This window comes from Microbacterium sp. M1A1_1b (assembly GCF_053345565.1).
Genome location: NZ_JBKFAJ010000005.1, coordinates 326,506 through 351,852, shown reverse-complemented (window position 1 = coordinate 351,852; position 25,347 = coordinate 326,506). Strand labels below are relative to the sequence as shown.

Here is a 25,347-nt window from a genome sequence, read left to right as displayed (position 1 = left end):
CGACGCGGTCGCGCTGACCGGCGAGCTCGAGGGTCGCTACATCGAGTTCGTCGACCACCTGCACGAGCACTTCGTGACCCCGGTCGACGTGCACGGGGGGCGCTACTGGCCCCCGACCGCCCCCGGCGCGGGCACCGAGATGCTCGCCGACTCCCTCGACACCTACACCTACAGCCGCCCCACCCCCGTCGCGGTGGTCAGCTGACCCGGGGCGACGTCGACCGGACGTGGTGACGACCGTCGCACACGTGTGGTGGTGTGGTGCGTCGCGCACCGCGACCGACGGGAGGCGCGGTGCCAGCCGGAACCGCGCCTCCCGTCCGTCCCGACCGCCGTCTCAGCTGGTCGGCACGACGTCCCAGTGCTCGCGGATCAGCCCGCCGTCCACCCGGAACAGGTCGGCTGCGAGCAGCGGATCGCCCGGCTTCGCGCCGACCGGCTGCGAGAACGTCCATACGATGTCGCCGTCGGAGAGCGAGATGACGGACTGCTGCGCGGGGAACTGCGCGCCGCTGCCGAACAGCTGCTTCAGCGCGGCGGTCCCGTTCGGGGCGACCGGGTTGTGCTGCAGGTACGCGGGGTCGAACGCGCGGTCCAGCACCGACACGTCGTGGTCGCGGAAGAGCGTGTCGTACGCCGACACCGCCAGGGTGCGGTTGCGCTCCTCCTGGCGTTCGGTGGGTGCCGGCGCGGGACGGCCCGCCCGGTACAGGTCGCTGAACATGGTGTTCGTGTTGCCGCTGGCCGGGGTGCCCGTGGCGATCGGCTGGTCGAGCGACCAGTGCTCGACGACCTTGCCGTTCCGCAGTCGGAACAGGTCGACCGCCGCGTCCCCACGGCGTTCGTTGCGCACGTCAGGCGCGATCTGCCAGTGCACGGCGACCAGGTCGCCGTCGGCGGCCAGGTGCTTCACGACGGCCTGCGAGCCGGGCACGCGCTTCCGGTCCGCGGCGAACTCGGCGAGCACGCCCGCGGGGCCGGCGGCCGCGCCGGGGGTGTGGGTCACCGCGTCCGGTGCCACCGTCGCCCGGGCGAGATGCTGGGCGGCAGCGCTGGTGGGGGAGGCGAACGCACCGGTCAGGAGCGTTCGGACGATGCAGCCGTTCCGGTGTTCGGTCGCGGTGTCGCTGCGCGACGCGGTGGTGCCGCCGTCGGCCGGGGTCACGGTCGTGGTGGCCCGGCTCGCGGTTGTGGCACGATGCGTCAGGGGTGCGGCTGCGGCGGTCCCGGCGAGGCCGAGCCCCGAGCACAGGACGGTGCCGGCGACCACGGCGGCACCGGCGGACAGGACGGTCGAGCGGCGACGGCCGCGCGGGGACTTCGTCATGAGGGTCATGGCGATGACGGTAGGTCGGGCACCTTCTCAGCCGGAAGAGCGCACTTGTCCGTACGGTACGCACATGGACGTCGGAATCGCGGTCCCTGGCTCTGTTCCCGCCCCCACCTCGGACGACCCCGTGCGGTTCCCCGCGGCGTGTCCGACGCGAGTGGTGCTCAGTCATGTCACGAGCCGGTGGGGCGTGCTCGTCCTGCTCGCCCTGGGCGACGGTCCGGTCCGGTGGGGTGAGCTGCGCCGGACGATCGAGGGCATCAGCGAGAAGATGCTGGCCTCGACCCTCCGCACGCTCGAGCACGACGGCATCGTCCACCGCGAGGTGTTCCCGTCGGTGCCACCGCGCGTCGACTACTCGCTGACGGAGAGCGGCCGCGAGCTGGCCGCCCGGCTCGTGCCGCTCATGGACTGGATCGTCGAGAACGCGGACGCCATCGTCGACCGCCACTGACCGACGGACCGGCACCGACCGACGGACGGGAGGCTCCCCACCGGACCGGTGGGGAGCCTCCTGTCCGTCACGGGTCCGGGCCAGGGCGGACCGGACCCGACAGGACCGCGGCGGTCACCGCGCCGTCGTGGTGGCACCTCCCGCAACGAGCTTCGCGAGCGTGACGACGTCGAGGTCGGGTGCGAAGGCACTCGCGTTGCCGAGCGTCAGCGCACCGCTCGTCGTCGTCAGGTCGAGCGGGATGCTCGTGTCCCAGAAGCTGTTCCACGAGTACCCGTTGCGGAACGTGCCGCGGGTGGTGGCTCCGCCGGCCTCGGTGACGTCGAGGAACCGGTTGACCACCTGCGGGTTGTAGTTGAGGTTCGACGACTGGTCGGCGTTGGCTGCCGAGGCGGTCAGCACGTAGGCGCCGGCTCCGAGGCTCGACGGTCGGGCGAGCGTCGCGGTGTTGCCCGCGCCGTTGCCCAGGAAGCCGAGCTCCGTCACCACGCCGTTCGTGTCCGCGTCACCGTTCGAGCCGGCCGAGGCCGGGATCGTCACCGGCTTCGCCGTCCCCGCCAGGGCGAGCTGCTCGGCCTGCACCCGGACGGCGTTGGCGGACGCGGTGTCGGCTGCACGCTGTGCCGCGCCGCGCACGGTCGTCACGCCCGTGACGGTCGCACCGTTCGGCGAGCCGACCGTCAGCTCCGAGATGCCCTGCGGCAGCCAGATCCGCGCGGTGGTGCGCCACGACCCGGCGCCGCTGATCGAACCGAGCGGGACGGAGCGACCGCCCACCCGCAGCGTGAGTGCCGACGCACGGCTGGTGACCGAGTCGATGCTGACGTCCTGGTAGCCGGAGTCGAGCGCGGACACGAAGAACGTGGCCGTACCCGATCCGGACAGGGCTGCGCCGCCGTTCGCCGCGGTGGTGCTCGAGCCGTAGGTCATGCTCGCCGCACCGGTCAGGCGGGCGTCCGTCGCCGGGTAGGTGTCGGTGTCGCCGTTCGTCACGTCCTGCACGCTGAACCGGTCGAGGGTGACGTTCGCGCCGGGCAGCACGGTGGACCCGTCCTTGCTCGCACGGAGCGAGAACGTGTGCGATCCGGCGCTGAGCGGCACGAGCACCGAGCTGGTGCCGCGGTAGGTCCAGCTCTGGTCGGCGGAGTACTTCACCAGCTGGTTGAAGGCGTTGTCGACGAACAGCGCCTGCTGCCCGGGCTGCCCGTTCGCGCCACCGAGCACGGTGAGCCGGTAGGTGCCGTTCCGCGGGGCGTTCACGGTCCACGTGGCGGAACTGTCGGCGTTGTCGAAGCTGCCGACGTCCTTGCCGCCCGAGGCCATCCCACTCACCACGTTCGGGTCCTGTGTGAACACCGAGGCGTCGACGAGCGTGGTGTCCTCGGCCTCGGTGCTGACGGTCGACGTGTCGACGGCCGGGCGCGTGGCCCGAGCCGGGGTGACCTCGACCTGGTACGCGGCGTACCGGTCACTGTTCGGGATGGTGACGCTGAGCGTGCCGTTCGTCACGGTCGCCCGCTGCGAGACGATGACGGGCGGCTGCTGGGACAGCCCCTCCTTGCCGTTCAACCGGTCGGCACGGACGGTGACGTCGACGGCCGTGCCGAAGACGCTGCTGCTCAGGCCGGACAGGTCGGCGGAGACGGTGTTCGTGCCGCCGCCGAGCAGGACCGTGGCCTTCTTCGCTGCCGTGTCGATCGACGCGACGCCCTGCAGCGTGTCCGTCGTGTTCGCCTGCGGCGGGGTGACGGTGGCCGTCGTGCCGGTCAGGTCGCCGTACCACTTGTACAGCCACCACCCGCCGTTCGCGCTGTTCGTGCGGGACGAGTTGTCGTTGAGGTTGCCGGCGTAGTTCCAGTACGCGGTCTGCGCGTCGACCTTCTGGTCCTCGAACATCGAGATCCACTGCACCAGCTGTCCGGGCACGCCCATGTCGCGGGGGTTGCCGTACTCCGTGATGTCGACCGGGATCGCCGGCAGGCCGAGGTTCGCCAGGATGCCGCGGTAGCTGCTCATGTGGCCGCGGAAGTCGGCCAGGCTGCCGGGGCTGAGCTCGTGCCAGATCGTGACGTCGGGCAGCTGCGACTGCGCCTTGGCGTACGTCAGGAAGTCCGTCGTCCGGTCGCTGTGGAAGGCGCTGTCGCCCATCGCGCCGATCCGGGCGTGACCGAGTCCGTGCGCTGCGTACACGCCTTCGATGGTCTGGTACACCGCTGACCAGTCCGCGAAGAACTGCTGCTTCTGCGTCGACCAGTTCGGGTACCAGTCACCGTCGGGTTCGTTGAACGGGATGAACACGTACTGCTTCGGGTGCGCGGACTGCGTGGCGATCGTCTCGGCCTCCTGCTTGACGATCGGCAGGTAGTCCCACACCCCGTCCCCGTTCGCGTCGCCGGGTCGGTTGCCGCCGTTGTACGGGAAGTCCGGGTACTGGTCCTGCATGTACACGTACTCGTCCTTGCCGGCCCCCGCGAAGAACGACGGCTCGACACGCAGGGCGTCACCGGTGGGGTGTTGTGCGCCTCCCGGTGGCTTCTGCGACGTGTTCGTGATGTGGGCACCGTCGATGAGTGCCTGCGTGGGGTTGCCCGGATCGCCCAGGCCGTAGAGCGTGCCGCCGGCCCCACCGCGGACGGCGCCGGTCGACGACCCGAACGCGACCCCGAGGTGGTCGACCGTGGCGGCGGACGCGGGGGAGACCCCGACGATCCCGAGGGCGGCCACCGAGGCGGCGGCGAGTGCAGCCACCGAGACGGCTGCGATGGTCCTGGTCGCGCGATGGCGACGTGGTTCGACAGGTCGTTGCACTGCGTACTCCTTCGTACTGACGGCCCCCGATGTGGGCCCTGTCGGACCGTAGGACGTGAAAGCGATTTCAACAAGAGGGTGATCCGCAAGTGTTCAGGAAACGAATGACTTGATAGCGATTTCACGAAATCGCTTGCGCGGCGCTCTGAAACCGCTACCATCGCCGCTGTGGGTCCGACGACGGACCCGCACGACGAGGAGGCAGCGTTGCCACACATCGACTGGACGCCACCGGGGGTCCACCTGCAGTTCCGCCACGACCAGGACAGCCCGCTGCGGCTGACCCGGTTCGTCGGTGTCGCAGCCGATGCGTGCCTGGGTGACGGCGTGCCGCTCGTCGAGGTCCTGGCCGTCGGGCTCGGTCACACGCTCGCGAACGACCGCCTGGTGCAGACCTCGATCGGCGCGGCGCTCCGTTACCGGTCGCACGCGATCGAGGACGAGCGACAGGCCGGCGACACCCTGGTGCTGCAGCTGGCCACGGCACCGGGCCCACGAGCGGTGTCGGTCGAGGTCGTCCTGCGCGCGGCCGACGGCGCCGTCCGGGTCGTGTCGACCGTGCACAACACCGGCAGCGCGCCGCTGGTGCTGACCGCCGTGACCAGCTGGGTGAGCGGCCTCGGACGACCGGCCGCCAGCACCGCGTCGACGGCTCGGGTACTCGACGCCGCGGACTGGTCGCTCGTCGCGGGCACGAACGACTGGCTGGGCGAGGGGCGCTGGTCCACGACCCCGCTGCGTGGCGACCTGCTGCCGGACCTGCACGAGTCACTCACCGGCAACACCCCGCGCTCCGCCGTCGTCCGCACGGCAGTCGGCACCTGGTCGACCGGCGGGGACCTGCCCGTCGCGGCGCTGTCGTCGCCCGGCCTGACCTGGCTGTGGGAGATCGAGCACAACGGACCGTGGCGCTGGGAGGTCGGCCAGCACATCGACGACTGCTACCTCGCGCTGTCCGGGCCCACCGACCGCGATCACCAGTGGTCGCTCGCCCTGGCGCCGGACGAGACGTTCACCACCGTGCCGGTCACCGTGACCCTCGGCGCGGACCTGCCGACGGCGGTCGCTGCCCTGACGGGTGCGCGCCGACGGAACCGTGTCGCACACCCGGACAACACCCGGCCGAGCATCGTGTTCAACGACTACATGAACACGCTCGACGGCGACCCGACCACCGCGAAGCTGCTGCCGCTCGTCGCTGCAGCGGCTCGCGTGGGCGCCGACACGTTCTGCATCGACGCCGGCTGGTACTCCGACGCCCCGGACTGGTGGGACACGGTCGGGGCCTGGCAGCCGTCGACCACGCGCTTCCCGAACGGCCTGGCCGAGGTCACCGACGCCATCCGCGCCGCCGGCATGACGCCCGGGCTGTGGCTCGAGCCCGAGGTCGTCGGGGTGGACAGCCCCGTCGCCGACACCCTGCCGCCCGAGGCCTTCCTGCAGCGCCGCGGGCAGCGGGTCGAGGAGCACCGCCGGTTCCACCTGGACCTGCGGCACCCCGCCGCTCGGGCACACCTGGACGCCGTCGTCGACCGGCTCGTGCAGGACTTCGGCATCGGGTTCTTCAAGCTCGACTACAACATCGACGGCGGCCCGGGCACCGACCGCGACGCGGACAGCGTCGGGATGGGCCTGCTCGAGCACAACCGAGCGCACCTGGCCTGGCTCGACGAGGTCACCGAGCGGCACCCGACGCTCGTGCTCGAGAACTGCTCGTCGGGGGCGATGCGGATGGACGCCGCGCTGCTGTCCCGCACGCAGCTGCAGTCGACGTCCGACCAGCAGGACCCGATGCGCTACCCGCCGATCGCCGCGTCCGCCGGGCTGTCGATGCTGCCCGAACAGGCGGCGAACTGGGCCTACCCGCAGCCCGACCTGACCGACGAGCAGAACGCGTTCACGCTGGTGACGGGGCTGTCCGGACGGTTCTACCTGTCCGGGCACCTCGACCGCATGACCGACGACCAGCTCGACCTGGTGTGCCAGGCCGTCAGCACCGCCCGCGACCTGCACCGCGACCTGGCCGACGGCACGCCCGCCTGGCCACTCGGACTGCCCGGCTGGACCGACCGCTGGGTCGCCGCCGCCCGGCACGCGCCCGACCGGACCGTCGTGTCCGTCTGGGACCGCGGGACCGGCGTCGGCGAGACCGAGCTGCGCTTCCCCGAGCTCGCGGGGCGCGACCTGCGGGTCACCACGATCTTCCCGCGCGACCTGCCGACGTGGCAGGCCGCGTGGGATGCCACCACCGGCACCCTGTCGGTCCGCTCCACCGTCACACCCCCGACGGCGCGGACCCTCACCCTCACCCCGACGGCGCCGTCGGACTGAGGACCCACCACGAGCACGACCGAACACCCGAGCACGACCGAACACCCCCAGCACGACACACACCCCGAACACCTCCCGCACACCTCACACCAAGGACGAACATGAAGCACGCATGGAAGGGCGCCGTCGCCGTCGCCGCCGTGACCGCTGCCCTCCTCACCGGTTGCAGCGACCCCGGATCCGGCACGACGACGGGCTCCGGCTCGGTCACCTGGCCGAGCCAGACCGCCGACCTGAAGGGCACCACGCTGACCATCTGGGCGGCGCAGAACTCGAACAAGACCCCCGCGTCGGTGATCAGCGGCTTCGAGAAGGCCACGGGCGCGACCGTCAAGGTCGTCACCATCCCCGACCCCTACGAGCAGGGCGTCCAGACCAAGGTCGCGACGGGCGACAAGCCTGACCTGGCGTTCTGGCAGCCCACCGCGTCCGAGCTCACCTCGCTCAACGCGAAGCAGAACCTGCAGCCGCTGACCGGCGCCCCGTGGACGTCGAAGTACACCGCCAACCTCGCCGACATCACCGGCAAGCTCGACGGCACCCGGTACGCCGCACTCGTCAGCACCCCCGCGGTCGAGGGCGTCTACTACAACAAGGACGTCCTGGCGAAGGCCGGCATCACCTCGACGCCGAAGGACTGGGACGCGTTCCTGGCCGACGCGAAGACCCTGAAGAGCAAGGGCGTCACGCCGTTCTTCGAGATGGGCGGCGACAAGTGGGCCACCCAGTGGTGGGTGCAGGTCCAGCTCGCCGACGCCGCCAAGCAGGGCCTGTGGAAGGGCATCAACGACGGCTCGACGAAGTTCACCGACGCGACCGTGCAGAAGGCCGTCGACAACTACGACGACCTGATCAAGCAGGGCATGTTCAACAGCGACATCAAGACCGCCACGTTCGAGGACCAGGGCAAGGCGTTGCTGGCCGGCGACGCGGGCATGGTCATCCAGGTCAACTCGTACTTCAACCAGCTGCAGACGCTGGCCAACACCAGCGAGCTCAACAGCAAGATCGGCTTCTTCCCGATCTCGCCGTCCGGCAACGTCGGCACCTTCATCCCGGACCAGAGCAACGCGCTGGTGGCCTTCAAGACCGGCAACGACAAGCAGGAAGCCGCGTCGCGCCAGTTCCTGTCGTACTGGATGGGCAAGGGCTACGCCGGATTCGTGAAGGACCAGGCGACGGTGTCCATCGAGAAGGGCGTCGACACCCCGTCGACCGTCCCGACCGCGCTGAAGGACGCCGCAGCAGCGGTGCCGGACGCCGTCGGGTCGATGCAGGCCGAGGCGATCGCGAACCCCGACCTGTACATCTACCTGGCCGACATGATCCAGGGCACCAAGACCCCGGACCAGGTCACCCAGGCGACGCAGCAGCAGTTCGCGCAGCTCGCCAAGGCGCAGGGCGCCAAGGGCTTCTGAGCCCAGCCGGCTGACGACCGACGGGAGGCTCGTGGCGGACCCGCAGCGAGCCTCCCGTCCGACAGCCGCCCACCCCACGAGCGCACCACCAGCACCAGAGGACCCTCATGACCGCACAGCTCACCCCCCGGCGGACCCGGCCGTCCCGGCCGGAGCCGCCGACCAGCACCCGCGTCCCGACGCCGGGCCGCGCTCGCAGGCAGGACCACCCCTTGTGGTTCCTGGTGCCCGCGCTCGTGGTCCTGGTGGTGTTCTTCTTCATCCCGACGCTGTTCAACTTCGTCTACGCGTTCACGAACTGGTCGAGCTTCCACAGCGACATCGCGTTCGTCGGCGGTGACAACTTCGCGGCGCTGTTCCAGAACGGCACGCTCATCGCCGACCTGCGCACCACGCTGGTCTACGCCGTGCTCGTCGCGGTCTTCCAGAACCTGTTCGGCCTGGTGCTGGCGCTCGTGCTCGAAGCCGACACCCGGGTCAACCGCATCGCCCGCACGGCGTTCTTCGTGCCGGTCGTGATGTCCGCGCTGGCCGTCGGGTACATCTTCCAGGCGCTGCTCAAGCCGACCGGTGGACTCAACGCGATCCTCGGCGCCCTGCTCGGCCACGAGGTGTCGATCGCCTGGCTCGGCAGCACCACCTGGACGCTGCTGGTCGTCGCCCTCATCCACGCGTGGAAGTGGATGGGCCTGTCCATGCTCATCTACCTGGCCGGCCTGAAGACCATCCCCGGCGACGTGCTCGAGGCCGCGCGGATCGACGGGTCCGGCTGGTGGAGCACCTTCCGGTCCATCCGCTTCCCGCTGCTCGCGCCAGCTGTGACCTTCAACGTCGCGACGGCACTGCTCGGGTCGATGAACGGCTTCGACATCGTGCAGGCCACCACCGCCGGAGGTCCCGGCGGCACCACCGAGCTGCTCAACATCTTCATCTTCCGCACCTTCGGGCAGGGGCTCTTCGCCCAGGCCACCACGATGAGCCTGTCGCTGTTCGTGATGGTCACCCTGCTCGCGTTCCCCGTCATCTACTTCCTGCGCAAGCGAGAGGACGTGCTCTCATGACCGTCGCCCAGTCCCCGCTCCGACGTCGTCCCCGCATCCGGTGGGTGCAGCCCGTGGTCGCGCTCCTGCTCGTCGTCGTGCTGCTCGGCGTGCCGTTCTGGATGGTCGTCGTGACCGCCGGCAAGACCCAGGCCGAGGCGCTCGACCCGAACCTGTCGCTGCCGAGCCACTGGCAGCTGCTGCAGAACTTCGGCACCGTGCTCAGCCAGGGCCGCATGGTGCCCGCGTTCCTGGGCAGCATGCTCGTCATGGTGCCGTCGGTGATCGGCGTGCTGGTGCTCGGCTCGATGGCGTCGTGGGTGCTCGCCCGCCGCAAGAGCCGGCTGGTGTCAGTCGTCTACGCGCTCGGCATCAGCGGCATCGTGCTGCCGCCGGCCGTCGTGACGATCGTGCTGCTGCTCCGCCAGCTCGGCCTGGCCGGCACCGCGGTCGGCATGATCGGTGTCTACATGGGCATGTACCTGTCGACGGTGATCTTCTTCGTCACCGGGTTCGTCCGCACCATCCCGGTCGAGCTCGAGGAGGCCGCGCGCGTCGACGGTGCCGGGCCCGTGCGGGTGTTCGTCCGGATCATCCTGCCGCTGCTCGGCCCGACGCTGGCCACAGCGACGATCCTGATCTGCCTGTACATCTGGAACGACGTCTTCTACGCCCTGTTCGTCGTGGGCGGGCGGCTCGACACCCTGCCGCTCAACCTGTACCAGGTGGCGTCGAGCGGGCTGTACCTGCAGAACTGGCACCTGATCTTCGCCTACATCATCCTGATGAGCCTGCCGCTGCTGGTCACCTTCGTGGTGATGCAGCGGAAGATCATCGCCGGGATCACCAGCGGCGCGGTCAAGTGAGCGTGGTCGTCGGCAGGTCGTATCGTGATGGCACGATGACCCCGCCACGCCGCGACAAGCCAGTGACGATCAGCGACGTGGCGAAGCTCGCCGGCGTCTCCGTCCCCACGGTCTCCCGCGTGCTCACCGGGGCGGCGAAGGTCAGCGAGGAACGCCACCGCCGAGTGCTCGACGCCATCGCGAGCCTGGGGTACCGGCCGAGTGCCGCGGCGCAGGCCCTGGCGTCAAGGCGGTCGAACGTCATCGGGATCGTCGCGGGCAACACCTCGCGCTACGGGTACGCCGAGGCGATCCGCGGGGTCGAGGAAGCCGCACGCACCGCGGGCTTCCTCAGCTTCATCGTGGTCGTCGAGACCGCCGACGACGCCGACGTCACCGCGGCGACCGACGCCGTGCTGCGCCAGTCGCCGGCCGGGGTCGTCGTGCTGAAGTTCGACCCGCCCGGCGTCGCCGCCCTGGCCGCGCTCCAACCGCACATCCCGGTCGTGGCGCTGTCCGGGGTGCCCGAGAGCGGGGTGCCCCAGGCGGTCCTCGACGAGTCGCACGCGGCCGCCGCGCTCACCCGACACCTGCTCGGACTCGGGCACCGGACCGTGCACCACGTCCGCGTCCCGCCCTCGGGGAAGGAAGACGGTCGTACCTCGGGTTGGCGCCGTGCGTTGCTCGAGGCGGGTGCCGTCCTGCCGCCGGTCCGCGACGTGTCGTGGGACCCGCGCAGCGCCTACGAGATCGGCCGAGTCATGGCCGCCGAACCCGACGTCACCGCGGTGCTGTGCGGCAACGACGAGACCGCGATGGGACTCATCCGCGGGCTGCACGACGCGGGCAAGCGCGTTCCGGCCGACGTCAGCGTGGCCGGGTTCGACGACCACCCGCTCGCCGCGATGTTCGTGCCGTCGCTGACCACCGCGCGCCAGGACTTCGCCGAGCTCGGACGCCACGGGATGGCGCAGCTCGACGCACTGCTGACCGGTGCCGCCCCGCTCGCGCTCGAGACCGTCGACCCCCCGGTGCTGATCCGCGAGAGCACCGCTGCCCCGGCCGCGTCGGACTGAACCGATCCGCCGCCGTGATCGACTCCGGACGTCCCACGATCTACGACGTGGCGACCGTGGCGGGGGTGTCGCACCAGACGGTGTCGCGGGTGCTGAACACGCCCACGACCGTCGCGCCAGTCACCCGGCAGCGGGTGCTGGCCGTCATCGCGTACCTGGGGTACGAGCGCAACGTCGAGGCCGAGCGGTTGGGTCGGCTCACGAAGCGCTGAGCGATCGCCGCCGTTGCTCGCACATGACCATCACCGCCGCATGGTTCTCGCCGACCGGCTGCGCGTCACCGGGTCGGCGTCGTCGGCATCGGGACGTCCGTCCGACCGGCGAGTCCGACACGGCTCCTCCGCTGCGGTCCCGTCCGGCCGGACCCCGCGATCACCTGGCGTGCTGGCACCTCGATCAGCACGTGCAGCACGCTGGCGAGTCCGAGGGCGGTGACGAACGCCGCTGCGGCCACCAGCGCGTTCTCCGGAGCGGTGCGGGTCGCCGCTGCGGGGAGCAACGCCAGCACGCTCTGCAGCACGAGCACGTGCACCAGGTAGAAGGCGAACGAGCGTTCACCGAGGCCCATCAGCATCGGTGAGGCGAGCACGGACGGCCGGCGCTCGCGGTCCCACCGAGCGAGCGCGGGCAGCAGCAGCGCGAACCCGATCGCCGTGTACCCGGTGAGGGCGAGCGGCGTGCTCCGCAGCAGGTTCGCCACGGCGAACCCGAGCACGGTCAGGGTGAGCGGCACGGGCAGGCGCGGTCCCCGCCACGCGCCGGAGCGCACCAGACACGCACCGACGACGCCGAGCACGAACTCCGGGAACCGCGCCGGCGGCCACGTGTCGGGGGACAGGTCGCCAGGCAGCAGGTGCAGCGACGTCGGCACGAGCAGCACCGCGGCCAGGGCGAGCGCGCCGACGGTCCACAGCGCCCACGCGGGAGCTCGGCGCAGCGGCACCATCAGGAACGGGAACACGGCGTAGAAGAAGGCCTCGCACACCAACGACCACGACACCGGGTTGCCTGCCTGCCACCACGGTGCATGCCAGGCGCTCACGAGCAGGACGTTCGCCACCAGGGCCTTGGCGCTCAGGGTGGTGATGCTCGGCACGAGGGTCGCCGCGACGACCAGGGCGAGCGCCACGGTGACCAGGTGCAGCGGCACCACGCGTGCGATCCGGCGACGCCAGAACCGCAGCGGACCGGTCCCCGGCGCGTCGGTCCACGCGAGGACGAACCCGGACAGCATGAAGAACAGGGACACGCCCGTGGCGCCTGCTCCGGCCAGTCCGCTCAGCAGGGTCGCCGACTTCCCGGTGAAGAAGCCGACGGTCGTCAGGTGGAAGGCGAAGACCGTCCCCGCGGCGATCCACCGCAGCCCGGTCAGGGACGGCAGGTGAGAGTCCGGGGGAGCTGGGGAGACGTTCGTGGTCATGGTGGTCCGATCCGCGGCGGGTGCCGCATCGGAGTCCATGAGACCGAGCGCGGTGTTCGGGCAGCGTCCGGCGAATCGCAGACGCTGGCCGTACCCGCGGTGTGGTGGACTGAGCGAACCGACCAGGAGGTGGCTCATGCGGGTGCTCATCGTCGAGGACGAGGTGTTCCTCGCCGAGGCCGTCCAGACCGCGCTGCGGCTCGAGGCCATCGCCGCTGACGTCGCCGGCGACGGCGAACGCGCGCTCGAGCTGGTCTCGATCAACGACTACGACGTGGTGGTGCTCGACCGCGACCTGCCGGTGCTGCACGGTGACGATGTGTGCCGGGCCCTCGTGGCGGACCCCACGTCGCCGCGCATCCTCATGTTGACGGCCGCCGCCGAGCTGTCGGACCGGGTGGCGGGCCTGCAGCTCGGGGCGGACGACTACCTCGGCAAGCCGTTCGAGCTCGAGGAGCTCATCGCCCGGATCCGCGCGCTGAACCGTCGGAGCCGTCCCGCACTGCCGCCCGTGCTGGAGTCCGGCGACGTGCGGCTCGACCCCTTCCGCCGTGAGGCGTACCGTGCGGGTCGCTACCTGCACCTCAGTCGCAAGGAGTTCGCCGTGCTCGAGCTGTTGCTGCGGGCCGAGGGCGGCGTCGTCAGCGCCGAGCAGCTGCTCGAGAAGGGGTGGGACGAGTCCGCCGACCCGTTCACCAACGCCGTCCGCATCACGATCTCGACGCTCCGCAAGAAGCTCGGCGACCCCGCCGTCCTGCACACCGTGCCGGGCGTCGGATACGTCGTCGATCCGGACCGGGCGGGCGTGTGAACCGCCCCCGGCGCCTGTCCATCCGCCTGCGTCTGACACTGACCTACACGCTGCTGATCCTGCTCACCGGCGCCTCCCTGCTGGCAGTGGTGTTCGCGGTGCTCGCCATCGTCCCCGGGTACGCCTTCACCGCCGGGCCCTTCCCGTACGGCAGAACCGGCGGCGACCTGTACACGGTGCACGACCGCGCCGACGTGCTGCGGTTGTTCGTGATCGTTGCCGTCCCGGCACTGCTGGTGGTCGGCGGCATCGGCGGTGTCGTGAGCTGGGTCGTCGCAGGACGGCTGCTCCGACCGCTGCAGGACGTCGTCCGCACCACGGAGCTGCTGGACGAGACGAACCTCGACGCCCGGATCACCGTGTCGGGCGCGCACGACGAGATCCACGACCTGGGCGCGACGATCAACGCGATGCTCGACCGGCTCGAGGCGTCGATGACGGCGCGCAGCCGGTTCGCCGCGAGCGCCGCGCACGAGCTGCGGACACCGCTGGCGACGATCAAGACGATGGCGCAGGTGGCACTGCGGACCGCGACCGAGCCGGACACGATCCGGACGTTGACCCGGGTCGCGACGACGGCCGACCAGATGACCGCGATCACGAACGCGCTGCTCGATCTGGCCCGTGGCGCTCCGGACACCGAGACCCATCCCGTCTCACTGCGCACCGAGGTCGCGGCAGTGGTGCAGGCAGAGGCGCCGGCGCTCACCGCCGCGGGCGTCGCGGTGCGGGTGGCGCTCGACGAGGGCGTCGTGCTCGGGTCGCGTGCCCTGGTCCGGCAACTCGTCGCGAACCTGGTCCGGAACGCGATCGTGCACAACCACCGGGACGGCTGGGTCGTGGTCACGGTGGACGACTCTGACGGCGTGCAGCTGACCGTGGAGAACACCGGCCCGGTCATCCCCGCCGCCGAGGTCCCCCGACTGGTCGAGCCGTTCCACCGGATGCAGCGGACGCGCAGCGCCGGCAGCGGGCACGGGCTCGGGCTCGCGCTCGTGCAGAGCATCGCGACGGCGCACGGGGCGGAGCTCATGGTGGCCGCGCGTGACGGGGGTGGGCTGGTCGTTGCGGTCCGCTTCGCCGCCCACGACCAGGGCGGCGACGCTTCCACGTAGGGCGGACGACGTCGTCCGCCACAGCGATGTGGACGCCGTGGCTGCCGAGCGCCGACCGTCCGTCATCGCGCGCAGCCGCACCACCCGGACCGGGATCGCGATCGCGCGGCTGGCCGATCTGGTTCACGATCCCCGAGGATCCTCGACCGGATCGGCCATCGCTGGCGCAGCACGTGGTCGTGGCCCACGCGGGAGCACGAGCTGGAGACGCGGCGTTCCCCGCTGCCGACAACACGGCGGGGCCGCGGTGGTCCAGCGCGCGCCCGGCGACGCTGCCCGCGGGAACCGCACGCTCCCGCGTAGGGTGCGGAGCATGGTCGACGACGCCACCGCCCTGCCCCATGACGCGGTCCTGCTGGCCGGGGGACGGGCCTCCCGGCTCGGCGGTGTCGACAAGACGGCGCTCGTGACGGGCGGCACCACCCTGTTCGACCACGCGCTCGCCGCGGCCGACGGTGCGACCCACGTCGTGGTGGTCGGCCTGCGCGACGGACGGAGCGCACCCGACCACGTCATCCGTGCCCGTGAGGACCCGCCCTTCGCCGGCCCGGTCGCAGCGCTCGATGCCGGCCTCGGAGCGCTCCCGGGCTCCGCGCCGTTCACCCTCGTCCTGGCCTGCGACCTCGTCCGCCCGCAGCAGGCGGCGGCCGCGCTGCTCGCGGCGCCCGAGCGGCACGCCCCACACGACGGTCTCATCGCCGTCGACCAGGCCGGCCGCCGCCAACCCCTGCTCGCGCTGTACCGCACGGCAGCGCTCCGCGACGCCCTCGACCGGCTCCGTGCGACGTCGGGCACGCTCGAGGACCTGTCCATGCGACGACTGCTGGCAGCGCTCGACCTGGTCGAGGTCGTGCTGCCCTCGGTGCTCTGTGCGGACATCGACAGCGCCGAGGACGCCGACCGACTGCTTGACTGAACCCATGACCACCAACGACGTCCTGACCGCGTGGACGGCCGAGCTCGCCGAGGCACTCGCGCTGCCCGACGGCTTCGAACTCGACCTGGACGTCGTGCTCGACCTGGCCCGCGACGCCGCGCACGGAGTCGCCCGACCCGCTGCACCGCTCACCACGTTCCTGGTCGGCTACGCCGCCGGCCTGCGTGGGGGCGCCCCGGCGGACGTCACCGACGCAGCCCGGACCGCGACCGACCGAGCGCTCGCCCACGGCACGGACGGCGACACCGCGCAGTGACGTCGCACCTGTCGTGGTCGGCGGCACGCGACGAGGCACACCGCCAGGGCAGCCTGCTGACCGGCGCGCCCGTCACGCTCGACCTGGTCGCCAGCCCGGGCCGGACCCTCGCCGCCGACGTGCGGGCACCCGGTGCCGTGCCGGCACACGACGGCGCGGCGATGGACGGCTGGGCCGTCGCGGGCGACCCACCCTGGAGGCTCGGTGCGGCGATCGTCGCCGGTGCGGCTCCGTCGACCCAGACCCTCGAGCCCGGGCACGCCCGCCCCGTCACCACCGGGGCGCCCGTCCCACCCGGCACGACGAGCGTCGTGCGGTCCGAGGACGCCCACATCGACGACACCGGCCGGCTCGTGCAGGACACCGTGTCCACCCGACCGCACATCCGACCCGCGGGCGAAGAGGTGACGCTCGGCGACCTGCTGGTGCGAGCAGGCAGCGTGCTGACCCCGCCGCGGGCAGCGCTCGCCGCGGCCTCCGGTGTCGACCGGGTGTCCCTGGCCCCGGCGCCGACCGTGCGGGTCGCGGTGCTCGGCGACGAGATCGTCGGCGCCGGCGTCCCGCAGCCCGGGCAGGTGCGTGACGTGTTCACGCACACACTGCCCGGGATCCTGCGCTCGTTCGGGGCCGACCCGGTCGGGGCCGTGCGGGTGCCCGACGACCGCGCCGCGACGACGGCTGCGCTCGCCGGCACCGGCGCCCGACTGGTCGTGACGACCGGCGGGACGGCGGGCTCGTCGACCGACCACGTGCGCGGGGCCCTCGATGCGATCGGCGCGCAGCTGCTGCTCGACCGGGTCGAGGTGCGCCCCGGTCGCCCGATGCTGTTGGCGCGCCGCGACGACACCCTGTACCTGTGCCTGCCCGGCAACCCGATGGCCGCCATGGTCGGGGCCGTGCTGCTCGGCGAGCCCCTGGTGGCGGGGCTGCTGGGGCGTCCGCCGGCGCCGACGTCGACGGTGCGCCTGGCGGTCGACGTGCCGAACGACCGGCCGGGCGCGCTGGTGCTGGCATACGTGCTCGACGACCACCCCGACGGCGACGACCGTGACCACCGCGCCGTCCCGGCGAACCGCCAGACGTCGGCGATGCTGCGGGGACTCGCCGATGCGGACGGGCTCATGGTGGTGCCGACCGGCGGGGCGCGCGCGGGCGACGTGGTCCCGACGCTGCCGCTGCCCTGGTCGTGATGCGCGTCGGCTGAGGGTCGCCCTTGGTCAGCGCCCCCGCGGGTGGTAGACCCGACCCATGAACCGCATCACGGCGCGCAAGCGTGTCACCCGCGTCACCGTCGGGACCTCGAGGGCCGTGCGCGACGACGTCCTGGCGGTCGAGGAGCCACTCGAGATCCGCGTTGGGGGCTCGGCGCTCGCGATCACCATGCGGACACCCGGGCACGACTTCGACCTGGCCGCCGGGTTCCTGGTCAGCGAGGGGGTCATCGCGCAGGGCGACGACTTCGCCGCGGCCCGGTACTGCGCGGGTGCGACGGACGAGGGGCTCAACACCTACAACGTGCTCGACGTCACCCTGGCCGCCGGTGTGCCCGCGCCCGACCCCAGCCTGGAGCGCGCGTTCTACACGACCAGCTCGTGCGGGCTGTGCGGCAAGGCGAGCATCGACGCCGTCCGCACGAAGTCCCAGCACGCCGTCCTGCACGACGACCTGGTGGTGGACCCGGCCCTGCTGGCGACCTTCCCCGACGTCCTGCGCGCCGAGCAGGCCGTGTTCGAGAAGACCGGCGGGCTGCACGCCGCGGCACTGTTCGACGGACGGACGGGTCGCATGCTCGTGCTGCGCGAGGACGTCGGCCGCCACAACGCCGTCGACAAGGTCATCGGGTGGGCGGTGAAGCAGGACCTGCTGCCGCTGACCGGCATGGTGCTCATGGTCTCCGGTCGTGCCAGCTTCGAACTGACACAGAAGGCGTCGATGGCCGGCATCCCCGTCATGGCGGCGGTGTCGGCGCCGTCCTCGCTGGCCGTCGACCTGGCGACCGAGGTGGGCGTGACGATCGTCGGGTTCCTGCGGGGCCAGAGCATGGTCGTCTACAGCCGACCCGACCGCATCACCGAGTCGACCGCCGCGGACGAGACCCACCACGCGACCGAGCCACATCACGCGACCGAGACAGTGAGCGCATCATGACCGAGAAGCCCCCCGTCGCGGACGTGACCGACGCCGACATCACCGTCGGCGAACCGAAGGAGTGGGCGGCCGGCGTCCCCGGCGTGCTGCACTCGATGGGTCCGGCGATCGAGCAGCTCGGCGTCGCCCGCACGCTCAAGCTCATGACGTCGCTGAACCAGAAGGGTGGGTTCGACTGCATGAGCTGCGCCTGGCCGGACCCGGACAAGCGCAAGGTCGCCGAGTTCTGCGAGAACGGCGGCAAGGCGGTCGTGTGGGAGGCCACGCCGGTGCTGGTGCCGCGCACGTTCTGGTCCGAGCACTCGATCACCGACCTGCTCGACAAGACCGAGTACTGGCTCGGCATGCAGGGCCGCCTGACCGAACCCGTGTGGAAGCCCGCGGGCTCGGACCACTACCAGCCCGTCAGCTGGCAGCGGGCGTTCGAGCTGATCGCGGCGAAGCTCACCAGCCTGGACAGCCCCGACCAGGCGTCGTTCTACACGTCCGGTCGCACCTCGAACGAGGCGGCCTTCGTCTACCAGCTGTTCGTCCGGGCGTTCGGCACGAACAACCTGCCGGACTGCTCGAACATGTGCCACGAGTCGACGAGCCTGGCGATGGCCGAGGTCGTCGGCATCGGCAAGTCGACGATCGCGTACGACGACTTCGAGGAGACCGAGCTCATCATCGTGATGGGCCAGAACCCGGGGACGAACCACCCCCGCATGCTCACCGCGCTCGAGGACGCCAAAGAGAACGGCGCCTCGATCGTCGCGGTGAATCCGCTGCCCGAGGCCGGCCTGCGCCGCTACAAGAACCCGCAGAAGGTCCGCGGGGTCGTCGGCCACGGCACCGAGATCGCCGACCAGTTCCTGCAGATCCGCCTGGGCGGCGACATGGCCCTGCTGCAGGCAATGTCCAAGCGCGTCATCCAGGCCGAGCTCGCGGCACCGGGCACGGTCGTCGACCACGCGTTCATCGCCGAGCACACCAGCGGGTACGACGCGTTCGTCGAGCACGCGCTGCAGGTCGACGACGACGAGGTGGTCCGCGCGACCGGGCTGACCGTCGAGGAGATCGACGAGGTCGCCGACCGCTACATCCGGTCGAACCGGACGATCATCACGTGGGCGATGGGCATCACCCAGCACACCAAGGCCGTCGACACGATCAAGGAGATCATCAACCTGCTGCTGCTGCGCGGGAACATCGGGCGTCCCGGTGCGGGCGCCTCGCCGATCCGCGGCCACAGCAACGTGCAGGGCGACCGCACGATGGGCATCTGGGAGCAGATGCCGGACTCGTTCCTCGACGCCCTCGGCAAGGAGTTCCACTTCGAGCCCCCGCGCGAGCACGGTGTCGACGCACTCAAGGGCATCCAGGCGATGCAGCGCGGCGAGGTCAAGTTCTGGATGGGCATGGGCGGCAACCTCGTCGCCGCCATCTCGGACACGCAGCTGGCCGAGGCGGCGTTCCGCGGCACCGAGATGACCGTGCAGGTGTCGACGAAGCTCAACCGCTCGCACGCGGTGGTCGGCGACGAGGCGCTGATCCTGCCGACGATGGGCCGCACCGAGATCGACGTGCAGGCGTCCGGGCCGCAGTTCGTCTCGGTCGAGGACACCGTCTGCTCCGTGCACGGCAGCCACGGCCAGGTGCCCCCGGTCGCTCCTGGGCTGCTGTCCGAGGTGGCGATCGTCTGCGAGCTCGCCCGCGCCACGCTCGGCGACCGTGTGGCGATCGACTGGTCCGCGATGCAGGCCGACTACGGGGTCGTCCGCGACCACATCAGCCGCGTGGTGCCCGGGTTCGACGACTACTCCCGCCGCGCCGGCAGCAAGGAGGGCTTCGTCCTGCCGAACGGCCCGCGCGACTCGCGCACGTTCGCGACCGAGACCGGCAAGGCGATGATCACGGTCAACGAGCTCGAGCACGTCGAGCGCCCCGAGGGCACGCTGCTGCTGCAGACGCTGCGCTCGCACGACCAGTACAACACCACGATCTACAGCCTGAACGACCGCTACCGCGGCATCAAGAAGGGCCGGCAGGTCGTGTTCGTCAACCCGCTCGACCTGGCTGAGCTGGGCCTGACCGACGGCCAGCACGTCGACATCACGACCGTCTGGCACGACGACCTGGAGCGCGTGCTGCGCGGCTGGCGCGTGGTGGAGTACCCGAGCGCGCGCGGCTGTGCGGCCGCCTACTTCCCCGAGGCGAACGTGCTCGTCCCGCTCGACAGCGCTGCCAAGGGCAGCAACACCCCGGTGTCCAAGGCGGTGCCGGTCCGGCTCACGCCCACGGCGGCCTGACAGGAGGCCCGTGGCGACGCCGCCACGGGCCTCCTGTCCGTCATCGGGTCACCACCCTGTCACTGGTGCAGGAAGTCGGTCCGCTCCGGCACCACCGTCGGCGCGAGCCGGACCCGGACCACCGGACCGGAGTCGACGCTCTGGATGCCGTCGAGCTGCACCACGAGGGCGTCGGGGCGCTGTTCCCACACCACGTCGCCGTCGTGCCCGAGGACCGCGACCGAGCGGATCGCGTGCCCGAGCAGTCCCGAGGCCGACCCGAGCGCGCGGATCACCGCGGTGCCGTCCGCCGGGTCGGCGAGCAGCGTGGCGTAGACGGCCTCGCCCGTGACGTCGTGGCGCACGGTGAAGCGGACGTCCTGGGCGGTGTACGCGATCGCCTCGGCATCGACGAACGACCCCGCGGGACGGGTCGTCGGGCCCTCGCCGGAGATCGTCCACGGTCGGGTGCCGTAGATCGCCTCGCCGTTGCGCGCGAGCCACGCGCCGATGCCCTGCAGCACGCGCACCTCGTCCTCGGGCAGGGTGCCGTCGGACTTCGGACCGGTGTTGAGCAGCAGCACGCCGTTCTTCGCGACGACGTCGACCAGCTCGGCGACCAGGTCGCGCGTGGTCTTGTAGTCGTGCCCCTCGACCCAGCTCCAGGCGGTCTTCGAGATCGCGGTGTCGTTCTGCCAGACCATCTCCGGCGTGCTGCCCATCGCGCCGCGCTCGATGTCGTACACGGCGCTGCCCGGGGCGAAGGTCTCCCACTTGTAGTTGATGACGACCTCGCGACCCCACTCGGCCGCACGGTTGTAGTAGTACGCGGCCAGACGTCGGACGTACGGCTGGAACGCAGGCTGCTCGATCCACCAGTCGAACCACAACACCTGCGGGCGGTACCGGTCGATGAGCTCGACGGTGCGCAGCAGCCAGTCCTCCAGGAAGCGCTCGTTGGGCGCTGTCTCCTCGCGCTGCGCCGGCCCGTAGAAGTCGGCGTACGCCGAGTCCAGCACGTCGGAGGGGAACTTCGTGCCGCCGTTCATGAAGAACCAGTGCTCGGCACGGTGCGACGATGCCCCACGGACCATCCAGGCGTCGTCCGCGGCGCCGAGGAGCTCGCCCAGGACGTCACGCTGTGGGCCGAGCTGCGCCGCGTTCCACCGCGACCGGGCGGTGTCGTACATCGCGAAGCCGTCGTGGTGCTCGGCGACCGGGACGACGAACTGCGCACCGGCCTGGCGGAAGACCCGCACCCACTCGGCCGCGTCGAAGTGCTCCATCGTGAACGACGGGATGAAGTCCTTGTACCCGAAGGTGTCCTGCGGCCCGTAGGTCGCGACGTGGTGCTCGTACTCGGGGGTGCCGGCGCGGTACATGTCGCGGGAGTACCACTCGTTCCGGTACGCCGGTACCGAGAAGACGCCCCAGTGGATGAAGATCCCGAACTTGGCGTCCTGGTACCAGAGCGGCGCACGGTACTGCTGCAGGGACTCCCACGTGGCGTCGAAGGGTCCCGCGTCGATCACGGCGTCGACCTCCGCGAGGGCGGCGGTGTTGTCCGACACGTCGACGGGTGCGGGCAGCGAGGTCGGGTCGAGCGGGGTCAGCGGTTCGTGCACGAGGTGCTCCGATCGGTTGCGCGGCGCCGATGCCGCGAGCACAGACATCCTATGTCTGAGCGGCGCTCGCTGTCACCCGGTCGCGCGCGGCAGCCCCGCCGCGTCCAGCGCCGGTGTCCCGACGCCGCGGCCAGCGGCGAGTCCCGGCCGGGCGGACAGGATGCGGCGTGCGACGGGCGCGATCTGTCCGCGGGGCCGAGACTCGGCGGCGCTCGACTGCGCGTGGCCGCGTCAGGTCTCCAGCGCGCGTCGCAGGTCGCCCAGGTGGGGCACGGCGGCGGCCAGGGCGTGCTGGGCCTCGACGGGCAGACTGCCGATCGCCGCGACGAGCACGCGCTCGGCGGCGGCGTCGTAGACCGTCAGGCGCTCGCGGGCCAGTTCGGTCAGTCCGACCTCGGTGCTCCGCCCGTCGCCTGCGGCCAGGCGTCGTTCGACCAGGCCGTCGCGCTGCATCGCGGCGACGAGGTTGCTCACCGTGGAGCGAGCCAGGCCCAGGGTCCGACCGAGTTGTGTCGGGCTGGACCAGCCGTCCTCGTCCAGGCGACGCAGCACCTCGATCTGCGCGTCGGGGATCTCGGGCAGTGCTCCGCTCCTCCGCGCCGTGGTCAGGAGCGCCCGACGGAGCGGCCCGATCTCCGCGCTGAGCAGCCGCGCCGCCAGGGGCAGGTCGGGGTCGGGCGTGCGCGGGTTCATCCGATCAGCGTACTCACGGGCAGTTGTCGTCGAACTACGCTTGCAACAAACGCAATTCGACGGCAAACTCAGATGCATGGACATCACCATGAGCGTTGCGCACCCCGTCCCGACCCAGGACCTCTCCGGCATCGTCGGACACCGGTTCATCTACACGTACGCCAACGGCTGGCAGTACGAGATGTACGTCAAGAACGCCACCACCATCGACTACCGCATCCACACCGGCATGGTCGGCGGCCGCTGGGTCAAGGACCAGCAGGTCGACCTGGTCGTCCTGACCGAGGGTGTCTACAAGGTGTCGTGGAACGAGCCCACCGGCACGAGCGTCGTCGTGAACGTCGTCCCCGGCGAGCGCGTGCTGCACGGCACGATCTTCTTCCCGCACTGGGTGGAGCAGGACGGCAGCAAGACGGTGCTGTTCCAGAACGACCACCTGGACCGGATGCGGGAGTACCGCGACCAGGGTCCGACGTACCCGATCTACGTCGTGCCGGAGTTCGCGCACATCACGCTGTTCGAGCACGTCGGTCAGGACGACGAGACCGTGATCGACACCGCGCCCGCCGACCTGCCCGCGGGCTTCGCCGACCGGAGCAACTGACCGTGGCCGACCTGCTCGAGCCGGGGAACGGCGCTGACACCGGCAGCGTCCCGACCACCGCGATCACCCTCGACCACCGCGGCCGACTGTTGCGTGGCTGGGAGTACGGCACGGTCCGACCGGGCACCCCGGCCGTCCTGCTCGTGCACGGGTTCGGCGACACCGACACCGGCGCGCGCCAGCTCTTCGTGCAGACCGCCCGCGTCCTGGCCGAGCGTGGCGTCGGGGTGCGCTCGTACTCCCGGCTCGGGCACGGTGTCAGTGACGGGGACTTCGCCCGGATCACCATCGGGGACGAGGTCGCCCAGGTCACCGCCATGATCGAACAGCTCGCCGCCGACGCCGGGGCGCCGGTGCACGTCGTCGCGCACAGCCTGGGTGCGGTCGAGTCGGCGATGGCCGCGGCCGGGGTGCCGGACCGGGTCCGGTCCCTGACGCTCTGGTCACCGGCGGGCGTCGTCGTGGACGACATCACCGTCCACGACGCCATCATGGGGCAGCCGATCGCCCCGGTCCGCGAGCGCGGCTGGTTCGACTTCGGCGGCACCGCGCTGGGGCCGGCCTTCATCGACGAGGTCCAGGCGGGGCTCGACCCGTACGGTGTCGCGGCGGGCTACCGCGGCCCGGCGATGGTCGTGCACGGCACGGCCGACACGATCGTCCCCGTCGAGTACGGCCGGCACTACGGCGAGCTCCTGACCGGCGCGACGTTCGTCCCCGTCGACGGCGCCGACCACGGCTGGTCGTCGGTCCCGCTCCGCCAGGACCTGCTCCGTCGACTCCTGGCGTTCACCGGACTCTGACCGCGATCGGCCCGGGCCGCGACGAGTCGCCGCTAGCGTGAGGGCATGACCAGACGACGGCCCACGCGGTGAGCAGCGCGGTCCCGACGATCCTCGACGTCGCCGCAGCCGCCGGCGTCTCGAAGTCCGTCGTGTCCCGCGCGCTCGCCGGGGCGTACGGCGTGGCGCCCGCGACCGTCGACCGCGTGAAGCAGGCCGCCGTCGACCTGGGCTACGTGGCGAACGCGAACGCCCGAGGCATGTCGGCACACCGGACCCACACGCTCGGGGCGTTCGTGCGCGACGCCTCGACGCCGTTCTACGGGCACCTGCTGACCGCGTTCCAGCTGCGCGCAGCCGAGCGTGGCTACCGGGTCGTCACGGCAACGGGTGCCGGTTCGTTCCCGATCGCCGAGGAACGCCGTGCCCTCGAGACCCTGGTGTCGCTGCGCGTCGAGGGCTTGATCGTCTGCAGTGGGGCCCTGCCCGTCGAGGACGTGCTGCCCTTCGCGCGCCGCATCCCGACCGTGGTCGCGGGGCGCCCGGAGCGCGACGAGTCGGTCAGCAGCGTGTACTGCGACGAACGCGGCGGCGGGCGGGCGCTGGCCGACCGGGTCGCGGACCTCGGGCACGAGCGCGTCGCGGTGCTGACGGTGTCGCCGTCCGGCTCGTTGACCCAGTCCGCCCGGACCGATGCGATGGTGCGGCGGCTCCGCGCCCGCGGTGTCGACGTGCTGCGCATCCGCTCCGAGGACCACGGCGCCGACCCTCGTTCCCTGGACTCGTTCATCGACCAGCTGCTGCAGGCCGGGGGCGTCACGGCGGTCATGGCCCCGAGCGACCTGTGGGCCGTCGGGGTGCTCGAGGCGATGCGCCGACGGGGGCTCCAGGCGCCGGCCGACCTGTCGGTCACCGGGTACGACGGGATCCTGCCGTACGCCACGGAACTGCTCGGCATCACGTCGTGGCGACAGCCCCTGGGCGTGATCGGCGCGCTCTCGGTGGACGACGTCGTCGACCAGATCGACGGCCGGACCTCGAGCGCGACCCACACCGCGATCGACGGCGCCCTGGTCGCCGGCCGCACGCTCGCGCGGCGCTGACCGCCCGCCGGGTCCGAGCGTTCGCGCCCGCCACCGCTGGGACCACCGGACAGCAGGTGCGTGGCGGCCCGGCACCAGGCCTCCCGTCCGCTGGGACCACCGGACAGCAGGCCCGTGGCGGGCTGGCACCGCGCCTCCCGTCCGCCGCGGAGCGCGTCACGTCACCCGCCGTTCACCGGCGCGTCGCCGTCCAGACGGATGCGACCCGCGCGCATCCCGAGCACGATAGGGAACGTTCCCTATCTCACGCGACTGCCCACAGACCGGCCACTGGACGGAGA

At 71.5% G+C, this 25,347-nt stretch carries 22 protein-coding genes and 1 pseudogene; 18 read left to right on the top strand and 5 right to left on the bottom strand.

Features of this window, described 5'->3' with window-relative positions; all coding sequences use genetic code 11:
• Positions 1–205, top strand: a pseudogene (locus tag ACLBWP_RS14030) (fuconate dehydratase); the annotation flags it as partial.
• A 132-nt stretch (positions 206–337) separates the two neighbouring features.
• Here ACLBWP_RS14030 and ACLBWP_RS14025 read toward each other — a convergent pair.
• Positions 338–1,336, bottom strand: a complete 999-nt coding sequence (locus tag ACLBWP_RS14025; protein ID WP_447655628.1) for a nuclear transport factor 2 family protein — start codon at positions 1,334–1,336, stop codon at positions 338–340.
• 64 nt (positions 1,337–1,400) lie between these two features.
• Between ACLBWP_RS14025 and ACLBWP_RS14020 the strand changes: the two genes are divergently transcribed.
• Positions 1,401–1,784 (top strand): winged helix-turn-helix transcriptional regulator, encoded by a 384-nt coding sequence (locus ACLBWP_RS14020; RefSeq protein ID WP_243564221.1) that lies wholly within the window; start codon positions 1,401–1,403, stop codon positions 1,782–1,784.
• Positions 1,785–1,898: 114 nt separating this feature from the next.
• Here the strand turns inward: ACLBWP_RS14020 and ACLBWP_RS14015 are convergent, their stop codons facing one another.
• Positions 1,899–4,532 (bottom strand): hypothetical protein, encoded by a 2,634-nt coding sequence (locus tag ACLBWP_RS14015; protein ID WP_447655627.1) that lies wholly within the window; start codon positions 4,530–4,532, stop codon positions 1,899–1,901.
• A gap of 228 nt (positions 4,533–4,760) precedes the next feature.
• On the opposite strand from ACLBWP_RS14015, the gene ACLBWP_RS14010 reads away from it, so the two are divergent.
• The 6 genes from ACLBWP_RS14010 (at position 4,761) to ACLBWP_RS13985 (ending at position 11,514) form a co-directional block, all read left to right on the top strand.
• Positions 4,761–6,923: a glycoside hydrolase family 36 protein gene (locus ACLBWP_RS14010; RefSeq protein WP_447655626.1), complete on the top strand. Its 2,163-nt coding sequence runs from the start codon at positions 4,761–4,763 to the stop codon at positions 6,921–6,923.
• A 101-nt stretch (positions 6,924–7,024) separates the two neighbouring features.
• Positions 7,025–8,341: an ABC transporter substrate-binding protein gene (locus ACLBWP_RS14005; RefSeq protein ID WP_447655625.1), complete on the top strand. Its 1,317-nt coding sequence runs from the start codon at positions 7,025–7,027 to the stop codon at positions 8,339–8,341.
• Between the two features lie 212 nt (positions 8,342–8,553).
• Positions 8,554–9,402: a carbohydrate ABC transporter permease gene (locus ACLBWP_RS14000; RefSeq protein ID WP_447655624.1), complete on the top strand. Its 849-nt coding sequence runs from the start codon at positions 8,554–8,556 to the stop codon at positions 9,400–9,402.
• On the top strand, positions 9,399–10,247 hold the full coding sequence (locus ACLBWP_RS13995; RefSeq protein WP_447655623.1) for a carbohydrate ABC transporter permease: 849 nt from the start codon (positions 9,399–9,401) through the stop codon (positions 10,245–10,247). Before ACLBWP_RS14000 ends, ACLBWP_RS13995 begins: the two co-directional genes overlap by 4 nt.
• Positions 10,248–10,282: 35 nt before the next feature.
• Positions 10,283–11,302 (top strand): LacI family DNA-binding transcriptional regulator, encoded by a 1,020-nt coding sequence (locus tag ACLBWP_RS13990; protein WP_447655622.1) that lies wholly within the window; start codon positions 10,283–10,285, stop codon positions 11,300–11,302.
• A 14-nt stretch (positions 11,303–11,316) separates the two neighbouring features.
• Positions 11,317–11,514, top strand: coding sequence for a LacI family DNA-binding transcriptional regulator (locus ACLBWP_RS13985; RefSeq protein WP_308221918.1), 198 nt, complete (start codon positions 11,317–11,319; stop codon positions 11,512–11,514).
• 65 nt (positions 11,515–11,579) lie between these two features.
• Here ACLBWP_RS13985 and ACLBWP_RS13980 read toward each other — a convergent pair whose 3' ends face one another.
• Complete coding sequence (locus tag ACLBWP_RS13980; RefSeq protein ID WP_447655621.1) at positions 11,580–12,860, bottom strand: acyltransferase family protein; 1,281 nt, start codon at positions 12,858–12,860, stop codon at positions 11,580–11,582.
• On the opposite strand from ACLBWP_RS13980, the gene ACLBWP_RS13975 reads away from it, so the two are divergent.
• The 7 genes from ACLBWP_RS13975 (at position 12,859) to ACLBWP_RS13945 (ending at position 20,280) form a co-directional block, all read left to right on the top strand.
• Positions 12,859–13,533 carry a response regulator transcription factor gene (locus ACLBWP_RS13975; protein WP_243564213.1) on the top strand — a complete coding sequence of 225 codons (675 nt, stop codon included), beginning with the start codon at positions 12,859–12,861 and terminating at the stop codon, positions 13,531–13,533. The genes ACLBWP_RS13980 and ACLBWP_RS13975 overlap by 2 nt on opposite strands.
• The gene (locus tag ACLBWP_RS13970) at positions 13,530–14,648 is read left to right on the top strand and encodes a sensor histidine kinase (protein ID WP_447655620.1); all 1,119 of its coding nucleotides are present in this window, start codon (positions 13,530–13,532) and stop codon (positions 14,646–14,648) included. The genes ACLBWP_RS13975 and ACLBWP_RS13970 overlap by 4 nt, the downstream gene beginning before the upstream one ends.
• Positions 14,649–14,961: 313 nt before the next feature.
• Positions 14,962–15,564 carry a molybdenum cofactor guanylyltransferase gene (gene mobA, locus ACLBWP_RS13965; protein ID WP_447655619.1) on the top strand — a complete coding sequence of 201 codons (603 nt, stop codon included), beginning with the start codon at positions 14,962–14,964 and terminating at the stop codon, positions 15,562–15,564.
• Positions 15,565–15,568: 4 nt separating this feature from the next.
• On the top strand, positions 15,569–15,841 hold the full coding sequence (locus ACLBWP_RS13960; protein WP_243564210.1) for a DUF6457 domain-containing protein: 273 nt from the start codon (positions 15,569–15,571) through the stop codon (positions 15,839–15,841).
• Positions 15,838–17,031: a molybdopterin molybdotransferase MoeA gene (locus ACLBWP_RS13955; RefSeq protein ID WP_447655618.1), complete on the top strand. Its 1,194-nt coding sequence runs from the start codon at positions 15,838–15,840 to the stop codon at positions 17,029–17,031. Before ACLBWP_RS13960 ends, ACLBWP_RS13955 begins: the two co-directional genes overlap by 4 nt.
• Before the next feature lie 58 nt (positions 17,032–17,089).
• The gene (gene fdhD / locus ACLBWP_RS13950; protein ID WP_447655617.1) at positions 17,090–17,989 is read left to right on the top strand and encodes a formate dehydrogenase accessory sulfurtransferase FdhD; all 900 of its coding nucleotides are present in this window, start codon (positions 17,090–17,092) and stop codon (positions 17,987–17,989) included.
• Positions 17,986–20,280: an FdhF/YdeP family oxidoreductase gene (locus ACLBWP_RS13945; RefSeq protein ID WP_447655616.1), complete on the top strand. Its 2,295-nt coding sequence runs from the start codon at positions 17,986–17,988 to the stop codon at positions 20,278–20,280. Before fdhD ends, ACLBWP_RS13945 begins: the two co-directional genes overlap by 4 nt.
• Before the next feature lie 59 nt (positions 20,281–20,339).
• Here ACLBWP_RS13945 and ACLBWP_RS13940 read toward each other — a convergent pair whose 3' ends face one another.
• Positions 20,340–21,884 carry an alpha-L-fucosidase gene (locus ACLBWP_RS13940; RefSeq protein WP_447655615.1) on the bottom strand — a complete coding sequence of 515 codons (1,545 nt, stop codon included), beginning with the start codon at positions 21,882–21,884 and terminating at the stop codon, positions 20,340–20,342.
• Positions 21,885–22,115: 231 nt separating this feature from the next.
• A complete protein-coding gene (locus ACLBWP_RS13935) occupies positions 22,116–22,577 on the bottom strand; it encodes a MarR family winged helix-turn-helix transcriptional regulator (RefSeq protein WP_447655614.1) in 462 nt (153 codons plus the stop codon).
• A gap of 76 nt (positions 22,578–22,653) precedes the next feature.
• Between ACLBWP_RS13935 and ACLBWP_RS13930 the strand changes: the two genes are divergently transcribed.
• The 3 genes from ACLBWP_RS13930 to ACLBWP_RS13920 all read left to right on the top strand — a co-directional run bounded on the left by ACLBWP_RS13930 (position 22,654) and on the right by ACLBWP_RS13920 (position 25,066).
• Positions 22,654–23,181 carry a phenolic acid decarboxylase gene (locus tag ACLBWP_RS13930; protein WP_447655613.1) on the top strand — a complete coding sequence of 176 codons (528 nt, stop codon included), beginning with the start codon at positions 22,654–22,656 and terminating at the stop codon, positions 23,179–23,181.
• 2 nt (positions 23,182–23,183) lie between these two features.
• Positions 23,184–23,984 carry an alpha/beta hydrolase gene (locus ACLBWP_RS13925; protein WP_447655612.1) on the top strand — a complete coding sequence of 267 codons (801 nt, stop codon included), beginning with the start codon at positions 23,184–23,186 and terminating at the stop codon, positions 23,982–23,984.
• 68 nt (positions 23,985–24,052) lie between these two features.
• On the top strand, positions 24,053–25,066 hold the full coding sequence (locus ACLBWP_RS13920; RefSeq protein WP_447655611.1) for a LacI family DNA-binding transcriptional regulator: 1,014 nt from the start codon (positions 24,053–24,055) through the stop codon (positions 25,064–25,066).
• Positions 25,067–25,347: the final 281 nt, after the last annotated feature.

Coding starts and splice junctions, on each gene's coding strand:
- ACLBWP_RS14025 (WP_447655628.1), bottom strand. CDS start 1,336: ATGACCCTCATGACGAAGTCCCCGCGCGGCCGTCGCCGCTCGACCGTC.
- ACLBWP_RS14020 (WP_243564221.1), top strand. CDS start 1,401: ATGGACGTCGGAATCGCGGTCCCTGGCTCTGTTCCCGCCCCCACCTCG.
- ACLBWP_RS14005 (WP_447655625.1), top strand. CDS start 7,025: ATGAAGCACGCATGGAAGGGCGCCGTCGCCGTCGCCGCCGTGACCGCT.
- ACLBWP_RS13995 (WP_447655623.1), top strand. CDS start 9,399: ATGACCGTCGCCCAGTCCCCGCTCCGACGTCGTCCCCGCATCCGGTGG.
- ACLBWP_RS13990 (WP_447655622.1), top strand. CDS start 10,283: ATGACCCCGCCACGCCGCGACAAGCCAGTGACGATCAGCGACGTGGCG.
- ACLBWP_RS13975 (WP_243564213.1), top strand. CDS start 12,859: ATGCGGGTGCTCATCGTCGAGGACGAGGTGTTCCTCGCCGAGGCCGTC.
- ACLBWP_RS13980 (WP_447655621.1), bottom strand. CDS start 12,860: ATGAGCCACCTCCTGGTCGGTTCGCTCAGTCCACCACACCGCGGGTAC.
- mobA (WP_447655619.1), top strand. CDS start 14,962: ATGGTCGACGACGCCACCGCCCTGCCCCATGACGCGGTCCTGCTGGCC.
- ACLBWP_RS13960 (WP_243564210.1), top strand. CDS start 15,569: ATGACCACCAACGACGTCCTGACCGCGTGGACGGCCGAGCTCGCCGAG.
- fdhD (WP_447655617.1), top strand. CDS start 17,090: ATGAACCGCATCACGGCGCGCAAGCGTGTCACCCGCGTCACCGTCGGG.
- ACLBWP_RS13945 (WP_447655616.1), top strand. CDS start 17,986: ATGACCGAGAAGCCCCCCGTCGCGGACGTGACCGACGCCGACATCACC.
- ACLBWP_RS13935 (WP_447655614.1), bottom strand. CDS start 22,577: ATGAACCCGCGCACGCCCGACCCCGACCTGCCCCTGGCGGCGCGGCTG.
- ACLBWP_RS13930 (WP_447655613.1), top strand. CDS start 22,654: ATGGACATCACCATGAGCGTTGCGCACCCCGTCCCGACCCAGGACCTC.